This window comes from Mycobacterium paraterrae, from assembly GCF_022430545.2.
GTDB lineage: Bacteria > Actinomycetota > Actinomycetes > Mycobacteriales > Mycobacteriaceae > Mycobacterium > Mycobacterium paraterrae.
The window spans coordinates 2096853-2108886 of record NZ_CP092488.2 but is presented as its reverse complement, the minus strand read 5'-3'; the positions used below and the strand labels follow the sequence as shown (position 1 = coordinate 2108886).

General features: G+C 66.4%; 14 protein-coding genes. 7 read left to right on the top strand and 7 right to left on the bottom strand.

Features of this window, described 5'->3' with window-relative positions; all coding sequences use genetic code 11:
* Positions 1-14: 14 nt before the first annotated feature.
* The gene (locus MKK62_RS10125; protein ID WP_240261198.1) at positions 15-572 is read right to left on the bottom strand and encodes a hypothetical protein; all 558 of its coding nucleotides are present in this window, start codon (positions 570-572) and stop codon (positions 15-17) included.
* A gap of 226 nt (positions 573-798) precedes the next feature.
* Positions 799-1236 carry a hypothetical protein gene (locus tag MKK62_RS10120; protein ID WP_240261199.1) on the bottom strand — a complete coding sequence of 146 codons (438 nt, stop codon included), beginning with the start codon at positions 1234-1236 and terminating at the stop codon, positions 799-801.
* Positions 1237-1381: 145 nt separating this feature from the next.
* Here MKK62_RS10120 and MKK62_RS10115 point away from each other — a divergent pair, with 145 nt between their 5' ends.
* From MKK62_RS10115 to MKK62_RS10095, 5 genes are all read left to right on the top strand, one after another.
* A complete protein-coding gene (locus tag MKK62_RS10115; RefSeq protein ID WP_350355754.1) occupies positions 1382-2113 on the top strand; it encodes a response regulator transcription factor in 732 nt (243 codons plus the stop codon).
* Positions 2110-3603: a sensor histidine kinase gene (locus tag MKK62_RS10110; RefSeq protein ID WP_240261200.1), complete on the top strand. Its 1494-nt coding sequence runs from the start codon at positions 2110-2112 to the stop codon at positions 3601-3603. The genes MKK62_RS10115 and MKK62_RS10110 overlap by 4 nt, the downstream gene beginning before the upstream one ends.
* A 234-nt stretch (positions 3604-3837) precedes the next feature.
* Complete coding sequence (locus MKK62_RS10105) at positions 3838-5055, top strand: SLC13 family permease (protein ID WP_240261201.1); 1218 nt, start codon at positions 3838-3840, stop codon at positions 5053-5055.
* 31 nt (positions 5056-5086) lie between these two features.
* Complete coding sequence (locus MKK62_RS10100) at positions 5087-5542, top strand: DMT family transporter (RefSeq protein ID WP_240261202.1); 456 nt, start codon at positions 5087-5089, stop codon at positions 5540-5542.
* A gap of 31 nt (positions 5543-5573) precedes the next feature.
* Positions 5574-6029 carry a universal stress protein gene (locus MKK62_RS10095; protein WP_240261203.1) on the top strand — a complete coding sequence of 152 codons (456 nt, stop codon included), beginning with the start codon at positions 5574-5576 and terminating at the stop codon, positions 6027-6029.
* 57 nt (positions 6030-6086) lie between these two features.
* Here the strand turns inward: MKK62_RS10095 and MKK62_RS10090 are convergent, their stop codons facing one another.
* From MKK62_RS10090 to MKK62_RS10075, 4 genes are all read right to left on the bottom strand, one after another.
* Entirely contained in the window at positions 6087-7109 is a 1023-nt protein-coding gene (locus tag MKK62_RS10090; RefSeq protein ID WP_240261204.1) for a glycosyltransferase, read from the bottom strand.
* Positions 7110-7385: 276 nt separating this feature from the next.
* The gene (gene mbp1, locus MKK62_RS10085; protein ID WP_240261205.1) at positions 7386-7616 is read right to left on the bottom strand and encodes a microaggregate-binding protein 1; all 231 of its coding nucleotides are present in this window, start codon (positions 7614-7616) and stop codon (positions 7386-7388) included.
* A 116-nt stretch (positions 7617-7732) separates the two neighbouring features.
* Positions 7733-8500, bottom strand: coding sequence for a GAF and ANTAR domain-containing protein (locus tag MKK62_RS10080; protein ID WP_240261206.1), 768 nt, complete (start codon positions 8498-8500; stop codon positions 7733-7735).
* Between the two features lie 50 nt (positions 8501-8550).
* On the bottom strand, positions 8551-9042 hold the full coding sequence (locus tag MKK62_RS10075) for a MarR family winged helix-turn-helix transcriptional regulator (protein WP_240261207.1): 492 nt from the start codon (positions 9040-9042) through the stop codon (positions 8551-8553).
* Between the two features lie 181 nt (positions 9043-9223).
* On the opposite strand from MKK62_RS10075, the gene MKK62_RS10070 reads away from it, so the two are divergent.
* Positions 9224-9541: an NIPSNAP family protein gene (locus tag MKK62_RS10070; protein WP_240261208.1), complete on the top strand. Its 318-nt coding sequence runs from the start codon at positions 9224-9226 to the stop codon at positions 9539-9541.
* A gap of 21 nt (positions 9542-9562) precedes the next feature.
* Complete coding sequence (locus tag MKK62_RS10065; RefSeq protein ID WP_240261209.1) at positions 9563-9946, top strand: DUF4267 domain-containing protein; 384 nt, start codon at positions 9563-9565, stop codon at positions 9944-9946.
* 18 nt (positions 9947-9964) lie between these two features.
* Here MKK62_RS10065 and malQ read toward each other — a convergent pair whose 3' ends face one another.
* Positions 9965-11962 carry a 4-alpha-glucanotransferase gene (malQ, locus tag MKK62_RS10060; RefSeq protein WP_240261210.1) on the bottom strand — a complete coding sequence of 666 codons (1998 nt, stop codon included), beginning with the start codon at positions 11960-11962 and terminating at the stop codon, positions 9965-9967.
* Positions 11963-12034 lie beyond the last annotated feature (72 nt).

The window sequence follows — 12034 nt, the reverse complement described above, 5'->3', positions numbered from 1 at the left end:
GCGCGACGTCCTGGCTACCTCGGCCGAGCGCGTAATTCGTCGTAGGCTCTGCGCCCTCGGGTAAATGTCACCGGGTCGCCGCCCTGATCGGGGTGGTGGCGGGCGGCGAAAGTGCGCCAGGCTCGCCGAAGGTCACTGTCGTCGAACGGCTCGGACAGACCGAGAATCTCTGCGGGATCGGTTGGCGGAGCCGGTAACTCGGGCACCTTCAGTGTCGGCTTCGTGCCTTCGGATTGTCGTTGCGCCCGATCCGTCGGCGCGGAAGCAGTCCTTTGTGACGGCGCCGCCTTCTTGGCCGCCTTCTTCGGCGCGGCCTTCTTCCCCGGTACCTTCTTGGCCGCCGCCTTCTTCGCGGGCGGCTTCTTGGCCGCCTTCTTCGGCGCGGCCTTCTTCCCCGGTACCTTCTTGGCGGCCTTTTTCGCCGGCGCCTTCTTTGCCGGCGCCTTCTTGGCGGCCTTCTTCGCCGCCGCCTTCTTTGCCGGCGCCTTCTTCGCGACCTTTTTCGCCGCCGCCTTCTTCGCGACTGCTTTAGTCGCGGGGGTCAAACGACGGACCACTTCGCTACCGCTCACACCCGTGTCTTTCTATCCGGGGCCCAACCAGCTCACTTGCCCTCTGTCGGCCCGAGTGATCTCAAAGCTATTGCAACGCAACGACATCAGTGGCTAACGGGCCTTCGCCCCCGATCACCAGATACCGGGCCACTGCTTGGTGGCGCGCCGATTGAGCCTATGCGCCAGCGAAATATGCGACTCGGGCGGCGGCGGTCCCAACGTGACCATGACAGCTCCTCAACCGTCAGCCGGCCGGCGGTGCAGCGGGCGGCGGAGGAAGCTCAGCCGGCCCAGGTCGAGGTCCCGCCGCGGGACCGTCCGGAGGGGGCGGTGGGCATGCGTCCCACAGGGCGTGCGGAGGAGCGGGGTGCCAATGCGGCGGAGGAGGTGGAGGCGGGCCCCACCCGGGCGCCGGCTGACTGGACCACGCCCCCGGTGGCGGCGGCGGTCCCCAAGGCCCTGGGCCCGGGGCGAAGAACCGGGCAAGCACGCCGACCAGAATCGCGCCCAGGACCAGTCCGACGACGGCCGCACCGACGGCCACGCCGACCGGGTTGCGGTGCACGATCGACGGTCTCGCGACAGCCACCGGGTGCGGCTCTGGTAGCTGCGGTTCGGGCTCGCCGGTCAGGGTTTGGCCCGCCTGCCTGCCCGTTCGGGGCTCGAATTGATCGTCGCTCATGATGCCTCCAGTAAACGGTTGCGAATGTCTTCCTCTGGACGTGACGCTAAGGAGCGAGGCTGAAGCCAATCTGAAGAGCGCGCAGTTCGTCGATTTCTTCAGGTGCGCTTCAGACAGGGACGCCGCGGGCGATGAGAATGGGGCGATGACGACAGCTGGCGGCCCGCAACATTCGTTGCGGCACCGCGGTGCGGTGCGTCAATCGCAGGCCACTCGGGTATTGATCGTCGAGGATTCCGAGGCGATCCGGGAGATGGTCAGCGAGGCACTGACCGATGCCGGATACCTCGTGTCGGCTCAGCCGGATGGGGCCGAGTTGGAAACTGTCTTGGACGGCTTTCGTCCCGATCTGGTCGTACTGGACGTGATGTTGCCCGGCAGGGACGGTTTCGCGTTGATCGACGTCGTCCGTGATTGGGGTGAAGCGGCCATCGTGTTACTCACAGCTCGAGATGGGCTGCCGGACCGGGTGCGCGGATTGGACGGTGGCGCAGACGATTACGTGGTCAAACCGTTCGAGCTGGCCGAGTTGCTGTCGCGTATAGGTGCGGTGTTGCGTCGGCTCGGCCGACAGCCCTCGGTCGTTCAATACGGCGATCTGGCGCTCGACGTGGACGCCGGAGTGATTGCCCGTGCGGGGCGCCGGCTGGACCTGACGGCCACCGAATTACGCCTGCTCACCTTCTTGGTCGAGCAACGAGGTCGCATCGTCAGCGCCAGCCAGATCCTGACGGCAGTGTGGGGGTATGACGCCTACGACGCCAACTTGGTCCACGTCCACATCAGTGCGCTGCGTCGCAAACTTGAAGCGCATGGCCCTCGCATCCTGCACACCGTGCGCGGGATCGGGTATCGGATGACGCCGCATCGATCGTGACCGACCGCGCCGCGCCGAACCCGCCAACCCCCACCCCGTCGCTTCACCGGCGGGTCAGCGTGATCGTGCTGGCCGTGTTGACCGTTCTGCTGCTGGTGCTCGGCGTGACGATCGATGCGCTGGTGGGCGCCCAGGCCCGCCGCGATCGCCACGACCGGCTGATGGCGAGTGCGTCGCGCGCCGACGCGTTGGCTGCCGTCCACACACCGCCCGGCCAGCTGGTCGCACAGTTGGGCGGCGGTGGCATCAGGGCGCTGCTGGTGACCGCGGACGGCGCCACGTACGGCGACCACGCCATCCGGCCGGAGACCACGACGGGCCCGATCGTCCCGCCGCCGCCACCAGCGCCACCACCGCCCCCGCCGTGGGGACCTCCGCCACCGCCTCCCCCGCCGCCGCGACCGGATGCCACCGCGACGGTCATCGTGCACCCGCTGAAGACCGGTGGGCGCGTCATTCTGGTTGCGGATACCACTCCGACCACCGCGTTGATCCGCCGGCTGCGTGAAGTCATGCTCACCGCCGGGTTGATCACGCTGGCGATAGCGGGTGCGCTGTCCAGCGCGGTGGCGCGGGCCGCGCTGCGCCCGCTGGACCGCCTCACGACGCTCGCCCGGACTATTACCGGCGGTGATCGTGGCGAGCGTCTGCGCCCGGACCGCCCCGACACCGAACTCGGCCGCGCCGCAGCCGCTTTCGACGAGATGCTGGACGCGTTGGAGGCGTCCGAGCGACGCGCGCAGCATTCGGCCTCGGTGGCCCAGCACGCGGAAGCCACCACTCGTCAGTTCATCGCAGATGCTGCCCACGAACTCCGCACACCAATCAGCGGCATCCGCGTGGCCGCCGAGCAACTGCACAACTTCGCCGTCCAGCACAACGACGACCCTCAGGCCCAGAGCCAGTACCGGCGCGCAGCGCTGTTGCTCGCTGAGTCCCGCCGTGCCAGTCGTCTCATTTCGGACATGCTCGATCTGACCCGCATCGACGCCGGTCTGGCGTTGGATCTCGTCGCAATGGACCTCGTGGCGACCGCCGACGCCGAATGTGAACGCGCGGCCATGTTGTCGCCTGGCTTGCTCATCACGCGCACCGGAGACGGCGCCGTCCCGGTTCGGGCCGATCCCACGCGGCTTGCGCAGATACTGTCCAACCTCGTCGACAACGCCCGCCGACACACCCCGCCCGGGGGATCGATCGTCGTCGACGTCACGGCTGACAACGGTGCGGACGTAGCGAAGCTCACGGTTACTGACTCGGGTCCAGGAATTCCGGATGCCGAACGCGATCGGATCTTCGAACGACTTGTCCGCCTGGACGCTGCGCGGGACGCCGATCGCGGTGGAGCAGGGCTGGGACTGTCGATCGCGCGCGCGCTCGCAAGAGCCCACCACGGCGACCTCGTCTGCGTCCCTCATCACGGTGGCGCGCGGTTTGTTCTGAGCCTTCCGGTGGAGCCGCGGATAGGGAACCAGCTAACTTCAGACTGAGTTCAGGATGGTCGCTGACAATTACCGCGACATGGATTGACGTGATACCGCTCGGGGTAACTGCAGAGCGCCGTGACGGCTTTGCCGGCGCGGCATCGTGAGCGGTCGATGTACTAGCGTTACCGCTCGGCGATCGACTGACGCGCCCGCCGAGTACCCGGACACTACGCGCGACAGGAGTGTGATCGTCTGAGCACGGCGATTGCGGAGCTGATCTCGGCTGCCCTACTGGCGATGGTTCTGGTGGTGGCGGTGATCCGTCCTTTCGGTGGATCCGAGGCCTGCGTGGCGGTCCCCGCGGCGCTACTGGTGATGGGCATCGGAGCGGTGTCGTTACCCGACGCCCGCAGCGAGCTGGCCGAGTTGGCCCCGGTGGTCGGGTTCTTGGCCGCAGTGTTGGTGCTCTCCCAAATGTGTTCCGCAGAAGGTCTTTTCGACTGGTGTGGAATGTGGATAGCCCGCGCCGCGAAAGGCCGATCCGATCGATTGCTGGTCGGGGTGTTCGTGGCAGCGTCGTTGGTCACAGTCGTCTTCAGCCTCGACGCCACGGTGGTGTTGATGACGCCGGTCGTGTCGATCACCGCGGCGCGTCTGCACGTGCGTGCTCGCCCGCATCTGTATGCCTGCGGCCACCTGTCCAACACCGCGTCGCTACTGCTGCCGGTATCGAATCTGACGAATCTGTTGGCGCTGGGCGCCAGTGGATTGACCTTCACCCGGTTCGCCGTTTTGATGGGGCTGCCGTGGCTGGCCGCGATTGTCGTCGAGTTCCTGTTGTTTCGAGTCTTTTTCGCGTCCGACTTGACCGCTGCTCAACCTGCCGACGCCCACGACGTGGAACCCGAGCTGCAGACGCCACGGGTAGCACTCGTCACCGTCGCCGCCACCCTGGTTGGATTCGTCGTCACGTCGGCGGTCGGCGTCAGTCCCGCGTGGGCTGCGGCCGCGGGAGCGGTGGTACTGGCCGCTCATGCCGTGGCGCGACGCAAAACCGACGTCCGTGGCATCCTGCGATCTGTAGACGTGCCGTTTCTGGTATTCGTCCTTGCGCTCGCCGTGGTGGTGCGGGCCGTCATCGACAATGGTTTGGACCACGTCTTGCGTGGCTGGCTCCCGCACCCGAATGGGCTGCTCGGGCTGCTGGGAATCGCCGCGATCGCCGCAATCGCCGCGAACGTCGTCAACAATTTGCCCGCCGTCTTGATGCTCGTTCCCCTCGTCGCATCCGGTGGGCCCGCAGCGGTTCTGGCTGTCCTGCTCGGGGTCAACATCGGCCCCAACCTCACCTACACCGGATCGCTGGCCACCATGCTGTGGCGGCGCGTCTTGCAGCAACACAGGCACGCCAGCAGATTCACCGACTTCACCAAGCTAGGCCTATTGACCACCCCTGCCGCGCTGATCGCGGCTGTCGTCGCACTGTGGGCCTCACTCGCATTGACCGGAATGTAACCATGCCGTCGGGCAGCGGAAGGAACATCGAATGACGTCCACCAGCACACTCTGGCTGTTTCCGCTCATCGCACTCGGCGGCGTGCTCCAGGCCATGGGCGGACCGATGAACAATGCGTTGCGCGTCTCACTGGTCAATCCGTGGCTGGCCACCTTGGTTTCGTTCGGCCTCATCATTCCGGTCTTCCTGGTGATTGCCGCCGTGTTCGTCCGACCCCTTCCGACAGTGGCCGGGTTGAGCGCCATGCCGTGGTGGGCCCCACTGGGCGGGATCGTCGGCTCCCTCGCGGTGGTCGCTGGCTTGTTGTTCATCGGGACCGTGGGAGCGGCCACCTACGCGGCGCTCACGGTCACGGCCAACCTGCTCACCTCCGTTGTCATCGACCATTTCGGCTGGCTCGGAGTGACGCCCCACCCCATCACGCCAACCCGCGGAATCGGCGCTGTTTTGCTGGTTATCGGGGTATTTTTCATCTCCAACGGCTGACACAGGCCGCTCGTGACGCATAGGAGTCCTCGTGCCCGACTATAAGGTGATCGTCGTCGGAACCGACGGATCGGACACGTCGCTACGGGCGGTCGACAAAGCTGCCGAGATCGCCGCGCAGTCGCATGCGCGACTCATCGTGGCGTCGGCGCATTCGGCGTCGACCGGCCACGGACATGACGGTGTCGACCCCGATCAGGCGCATGACGAGAGCTATCGCCAGCAAGGCAACGCGCCGGTCTACGATCTGCTCCAAGATGCTGCGGCCCGCGCGAAGCAAAGGGGCGCAACCGAAGTGACACAGCGAGCCGTGCAAGGTGCTCCAGCCGATGCACTGATCGCGCTGGCTGACGAGGTCGGCGCCGATCTGCTCGTGGTCGGCAGCGTCGGGGTGAATTCGCTTGTCGGGCGGTTGCTGGGCTCGGTGCCGAAAATCATTCAGAAGCGGGCGAATACCGAGGTTCTCGTCGTCGAAACCGACGGCTGAGGAGAAGGTTCCGTCACTGCTCGCATCCCGCGGAGACGAACCTATCGTCCGGCACGGTCACTGGCGGCGGAGTTGGCCACACAGGCGCTCGTAGTGATCGATCATGGTGCTCAGGCTCCATCGAGAACGAGCGTGCTGGGCGACGTCTTGGCGATCAAACCTGGTCGCGACGCAAATAGCTTCCGCCAGAAGCGAATCCACACGCGGTCCCGGATCGACGAGAACACCGCCCGGCCGGGTGACCACCTCGGGCAGCCCACCGCGACGAATTCCGACCACCGGGGTTCCGCACATCTGTGATTCGACCGCGACCAAGCAGAACGGTTCCTCCCATCGCGGCGTTACCAGGGTGGCCGCGCTCGTACCGTAGGCATCGGCGAGTTCGGCACCGCGCAGCGGTCCCAGGTAGCACACGGACGAGCCTAGTTTCGGCCGAATCACGCCCGCGAACCAGTCGGGATCGCTGACCGGTCCCGCGAGCCGCAACTCGCGGTTCGCTTGTGCGGCAACGCTGACCGCTATATCCGCACCTTTGTCCGGCGTCAGCCGACCGACCCACAACAGACCCTCGCCCCCGGCCCCGACGGGAAACTGGTCGGCGTCGACTCCGTTGTAGATGACGTGACTGTCGGCAACCGCGCTCCATTGCGCCCGTAGTGCCTGGCTGACCGAGACGAAGCGGTTATCGCCGCCGGCAAGGCAGACGCCCATTCCGAGCCATGGAGATGGCGGCGTGTGCAACGTCGTCACCATCGGTGTCTTGATGAGCGGACTCAAAGCAAGTGGCAGCTGGTGCAGACTTTCGTTGAGGATGACGTCGATGTCGTTGCGTTGCAGAAGATCTCGCATGGCGGACACGTAAGCAAATTGGTCGTGCAGGGATTTGGTCTCGAGTGAACCCGGATCGGTCGCCGCGAAACCCGGCAGCTCCGGCAAGTCGGGCATCAGGTGTAGGTGATCAGCGAGCGCCGTATCGCTTCCGGGCAGCGCGTAAAGTTCGGTGCGGTGTCCGCGTTGTCGCAATCCGCGAACCAGATCAGCGGTAAAGCGTTCCTGCCCACCGGCAAACGGTTCGCTCACCGGGTGATGCGATGGACCCAGTACTGCCAGGCGCATCACGCATCCCCAGCGGGCAAGGCCGTGAAGCCCCACTCGGCGCAGGGATTTTGACTGCCGCGGCGTGCGACGACACTCATATCAGCTCCGGTGTTGTCGCGCGGTCGACCGCGGTTCTGGCATGACGCCTCGCGACGGGGTGTAGTTACCCGCTAGGTGTCGAATCCAACCCGGCAGCCCAGAGCGCGGGTCGCCAACCAGCCGCACGACGCTTCGCGCGGCTGGTTGGATCAGCGGCTACTACTCGGCGGCGTTTTGCCGTGCCTCCGCGGCCTTTTCGGCGGCTCGAGCCGCATCGGCCTCGGCCTCCTTCTTGGCCACGTCACGCGCGGCGTCGGCCTTGTCCTGCTGGGCACGTCCCTCTTCGCGCAGGTTGTCATCGTCGGTCACAATCCCAGCGACCTCTTTGGCCTTGCCCTTGACGTCCTCGACGATGCCCTTCACGGCCTCTTCGGGTCCACTGTCGCCCATCGCAAATCCTCCCACTCGTGTGCTGAATGAAGCACCGACATTTACCCGGGCTCCGCCGCCGGCAAACGAACTGTGACTCACTCGCGCGCGCATACTCTCGGGCGACGGCCGGCTCATCAGGGTTCGGGCAGCACTCCGGTCGCGGCGACGGTCTCGGCGACCTCGACCAGTTTCTGGTTGACGCGCTGAGACTGTTTCTTGAGTAGAAGAAATGCCTGATCTGCCGTGACGCGGTGGCGTTCCATCAGGATGCCTTTGGCCTGCCCGATGACATCCCGACTGGCCATGGCGCGTCGAAGCTGGTCGGTGCGTTGCGCGTCGGCCAGTGCCAGCGCCGCATGGGTGGCAAACAGCTCGGCCAATCGCCGATCGGTATCGCGGAAGGCGTGTGGCGTTGTTCCGTAGAGGCTCAGCGAGCCCAGGGTCTCCTCGCTCACCCACAGCGGAAGGCACAGCATCGAGTGCACCTCCTTGGCGACGGCCGCGGCGGCGAATCTGGGCCATCGCGAATCTGAATCCATCTCGTCGACGACGACGGTGACCTGGCTGCGCGACGACTCGATGCAGGGCCCTTCCCCGGTGCTTTGTTGGAGTTCGTCGAGTTCGGGGGGTGCGGTTCCAACAGTCGCCTGCGGGGTGAAGCGTCCGTTGCTGTAGAGGTTCAGCCCGGCGTGATCGGCGCTGCGGATCACCGACGTGGCCAATTCGAGGATGGCACGCAGGGTGTCGTCGAGGATCGCTTCGCGAAGGTGTAAAGCGCGGCTGAGCACGCCGAGCGCGTCGAACGCGGAATCGCCGAGCACTTCGAGTTCGTCCAATCCTTGCGACATGGGCTCGTGGTGGCCATCCAGATGGGGCGCCGAGTTGGCGGCAGAACCGGGCATGTCGCGATTCTCGCAGGAGCCATCCGGTGCTGTGGCGGCCCGCTGTCCGTTCAGCGGTTCGCTTGACGCCTGCGTGCGGCTGCGGAGCGTGGCGGCCGACTTCGCATGTGGTCCCGGGCTTTCCCCATCATCCCGGCGAGGTTGCGCACCTCCCGTTCGGACAGCGCGTCGAACAGAAGCTCCCGCACCACGTCGATGTGTCCGGGCATGACCGTCGCGACGAGGGCGCGACCCTTACCGGTGATCGTCACGACGGTCGCGCGCTGGTCGTCAGGCGACGCCGTCCGGGAGATGAGCCCGCGGGTTTCGAGCAGTCCAGCCTGATGGGTCAGACCCGAGCGGCTGTACACCACGCCGTCGGCCAGGTCGGTCATCGTCAGCCGCTCGTGGGTGTGAGCCAGTTTGGCCAGGATCTCGAACTGTACATAGCTCAGGCCGCCGTCGTCGTGCAGCTGTTGGCGCACCGCGTACTCCAGCAGGCTGGCCGCCTCGGTCAGCGCGAAGTAGGCCTGCAGCTGGAGCGGATCGAGAGGCTCGGGCATGGCGACAGCGTAATGCTTCGACATCGAAGGGTCAGGCGGCGTCACGACTGGCAGTCGTATCACCGATAGATTTTCTAGCGACGCTATTGCATTTCGTCTGCCGGCGGGTTAGCGTTGCTAGCATTCACTGGCTACCGCAGGCCGTTTCCGCCCCGCGGCGTCGCAAAAGGAGTGCCGTGTCGTGTTTCAGCTGAGGATTTACACCTTGCGAACGCCGGAAGCCCTCGCGGAATACGCCGCGGTGCACTGGGCTCGGCACGTGACGACCTTCCCGGCCTTCGGTGTCACGACCCACGGGGTCTGGACCCAACACGGCGACCAAGGAAACCGACTCGTGGCCCTGATCGCCTATCCGCCGGGCGCCGACGTCGGCGACGTCACCCGCCGAGTGATGTCGAGCCCGGAGTTCGCCGCCGATATGGCCGGTTTCGACGTCGCCGACATTCTCGACGTCCAGTCGACGCTGCTCGACCCGACTCAGTTCTCACCCATCCGCTGACGAATCCAAGGAGCGTCCACCATGACCACCACCGCGACCATCGGCTACGGCCTCGCCGGACTACTCGCCGCCGCCATCATTTTCATCGGGGCCCGGTTCCTCGTCGCGCCGCGGGTGGCCGCCGCCGGATACGGCGTCCTGCCCGATATCGACCAACCCGGAGTGCGCGCGTACTTGAACGTCAAAGGGATTCGTGACATCACCACGGGCATCGTGGTCATCGTGGTGATGACCGCCCGAACGCCGCAGCTGGTCGGCTGGGTGATGTTGGCGGCGACCATCATTCCGATCGTCGATGCCACCATCGTGCTGCGCAGCGGCGGACCGAAATCAACCGCTTACGGCGTGCACGGCGGAACGGCGGTGGTCATGCTCGTCACCACCGCGCTGCTGCTGGCGTCCTGACCACCAGCCCTGACGTTGTCAGGAGGTCTCCTCGCGGAACGCATTGATGACGGCGTCCACCCGAGGATCGGCGCGCAACTCCTCGAGTGATCGGGGCAGGGGAAGCCGCCAATTCGGATACTCGTCGACGGTGCCCGGCAGGTTCGGTTGGCGAGGCTCGGCGAGCACATCGTAGGGCGAGATGAGCTTCAGCCGGCTCGGGGTGATTGCAAGAAACCGGTGCATGGCGCTGACGATCGTCGCTTCGTCCGGCTCATCGTCGCCAGCCGGCAGCAGGTCGTGGGCCCTCAGGAGAGCGAGCAGCTCGGCGCGTTCCCGCTGCGCCGATTCCTGCTCGGCCGCGACGTCGTCAAGCAATCCGCGGTCGGCGCGGGCCCGCACGTGTTCGGCCCGCAGGAAGCCGGCCGCGGTAGGTAGGTCGTGGGTCGAAATGCTCGCCGCCGCTCGTTGCGGCCACCTGTCGGCCGGCAGCAGCGGCTGGTCGGCGGCAGACTCGTCGCGCACGAACCACGACACCGCGCAGCCGAGCATTTCGTTGTCGGCCAACGCCTGCGTGACCTCCGGCTCGACGGTGCCCAGGTCCTCGCCGATCACGATGGCACCCGCCTGATGAGCGGCCAGCGCCAAGACCGACAGCATCACCTCGGCGTCGTAGTACACATAGGTGCCGCGCTCCGGTCCGTCGCCGGGGGGAATCCACCACAGCCGCCACAGACCCGCCACGTGGTCGATGCGCAATCCGTCGGCATGAGCCAGAACGGCCTCCAACATCTCCCGTAATGCGCCATACCCGGTGGCCGCGAGGCGGTCGGGACGCCACGGCGGCAAACCCCAGTCTTGCCCGCGCGGAGTGAAGTTGTCCGGCGGCGCTCCAACCGTCACCCCGGTCGCGAGGACGTCCGCCAATGCCCACGCATCCGCCCCTTCGGCGTCGACCCCCACTGCGAGGTCATGGATGACGCCGAGCGCCATACCGGCGTCGTGCGCGGCGTCGCGCACCCCCACCAGCTGTTCGGCGCAACGGCGTTGAATCCAGGAGTGAAAAGCGATGCGGGGCCCTAGTTCCCGACGGGCTGCAACCACCGCCGGTCCGGTGGCGTCGCGCAACGATTCGGGCCATTGAGTCCAGCGACCGCCGTGACGCTCGGCCAGCGCGCAATACGTCGCCCAGTCCGAGAGGCCGTTCGACACAGTCGCCGACAGCGAGCCGTCGAGCCCGGACGGCCGTCCTTCGGAACGCCACAGCAACTCCAGGGCTGACCGCTTGGCCGCCCACACGAGGTCGTAGTCGATACGTTCGGTGGTCGGCGAGACGCGCAACGCGTCGACCTCGGCGCGCGTATTGGTATCCGCACGACGATAGGCGTCGAGCTCTTCGATGCGCAGCGCCAACGGATTGGCGAAACGGCGGCTCGACGGCGTGTAGGGCGACGGCTGCACCGGATGGGTGGGGCCCGGGGCGTGCAGCGGATTGAGCAACACGGCGCCGGCCCGGTGTTCGGAGGCGGTCCAGTCGACGAAGTCTCGGAGATCGCCGAGGTCACCCATCCCCCACGAGTGCTGCGAGCGCAGCGCGTAGAGCTGCAGCATCCAGCCCCACGTCGGTGGGGTCGCCGGCAGTTTGGGTGGCGCGGCCACGAGGGTCGCCTGCTGGCCGTCGCGGGTATGCACGCGATACCAGCCCGGCGTGACATCACCGGGAAGTTCGTCGCGCAGTTCTACCTCCCGCCCGTCCTCAGCAACCAGCAGAGCAGCGCCCGGCAGGCGATGAGGTCGTCCGTCTACGCGCACCGAGATGGTGGGTGGCAGTTTGCTAGAACGCGTTTCGGCGACTCGGGCCAGTTCTCGGGCACGATCGACGGCGGTGCCGGCCTCGACGTCCAGCAGCCCGAGCACCTTGATCACCACATCCGCGTCGACCTCGACCATGTCGCGTCGCTCGTTGCGGTACGCCGTCGCCACCCCGTGAGCCTTCGCCAACTCACGCAGGTCGTCGGGGACTGACGAGGCTGTCATGACGTCGATGCAGTCATACGGGGCGGTTGGGTAAGCATCATGCTCACGTACCCAGCGCAGGCCGCTTTCTAC